Consider the following 1,231-nt stretch of genomic DNA (forward strand, 5'->3'; position numbering starts at 1 on the left):
CGGAACTTGTTTCAAGTAGCTCATTGACGCATAGCCTGAACCAAAACGATCGATGATAATATGAACGCCCACATCTTTCAGTTCTTTTAGACGACCAATCACTTCGGGCTTTTGGTCAACGAAGCACTTTTCAACTACCTCGAAATGCAGGTATTTAATATAGTTCGGGTGTTCGGAAAATAGCGCTCGTACTTCAGAAACAAAGTAACGGTCTTTAAGTTGTCTAGGCGATATGTTGACACTAAAGCTAATATCTTTGATGCCTTCTTTAAGTAGTCTTTGGATATCTTTTACAAGCTGTTTTAGCACCCAGTTACCGAGAGGAATAATGCTGCCTGCATTTTCTGCTATCGAGATAAAATCATCGGGCATACGAATATCTTCTTCAGTGTATTGCCAGCGTAGAGATGCTTCTACGCCTGAAATGCTTTGATCTTTTAAATCGAGAATCGGCTGATAAACCAAAAAGAAGTCTTGGTTTTCAATGCTGTGCTGAATTTCCTTTTCTGTCTTTATTTTATAGCGGATCTCGTTGTTCATATCTTCAGAGAAGAATTGATAATTGTTTCTGCCGCTTTGCTTTGCCTGATACATAGCGATGTCGGCATTATTAATAAGGTCAGTGTCATTAAGCGAGTCTTCAGGGGTGACGCTAATGCCAATACTCGCGGTGATAAAGACTTCCTGAGTGTCGATGATCACGGGAGATTCAAAAGAGTTGATTATATTCTGTGTTACTTTACTGGCATCTTCGTAATTCTTAATGTTGCTTAGTAAGACTGTAAATTCATCACCACTGATACGAGCAATGCTATCGTTTTGCCTTACATGCTCATTCAAGCGCTTGGCGACGGATTTTAGAATCTCGTCACCGGCCTGATGACCTAGGGAGTCATTAATGGTTTTGAAGTTATCTATATCAATAAACAACAATGCAGCTTTTACCATATTACGTTTGGCATTTTGAATTGCTGACTCGAGCCTCTTCTGGAATAGTACCCGATTTTCTAGACCTGTCAGCGGGTCGTATAAAGCCATACGTTCCATTTCATCGTGATGATTCTTGATATCGGTGATATCTTCGAAAGTAATCACATAGTGAGATATTTCTGAGGTTTCTTGATAGGGATGGCTTTTAAGCAATGAAATACTGGTCTTCATCCAATGCGTGTCACCATTTGCATCGGTGCACTTGAGTTTACTCTGAATCAGACCTTCGGTATTAGGCGAT

At 40.1% G+C, this 1,231-nt stretch carries 1 protein-coding gene; it reads right to left on the reverse strand.

Translation table 11 applies throughout. The annotated features are described in order from the left end of the window. A partial coding sequence (locus A3763_RS00970; protein WP_156494793.1) for a bifunctional diguanylate cyclase/phosphodiesterase occupies positions 1 to 1,231 on the reverse strand: 1,231 nt, incomplete at both ends.

It is taken from the genome of Oleiphilus sp. HI0128 (genome assembly GCF_001635365.1).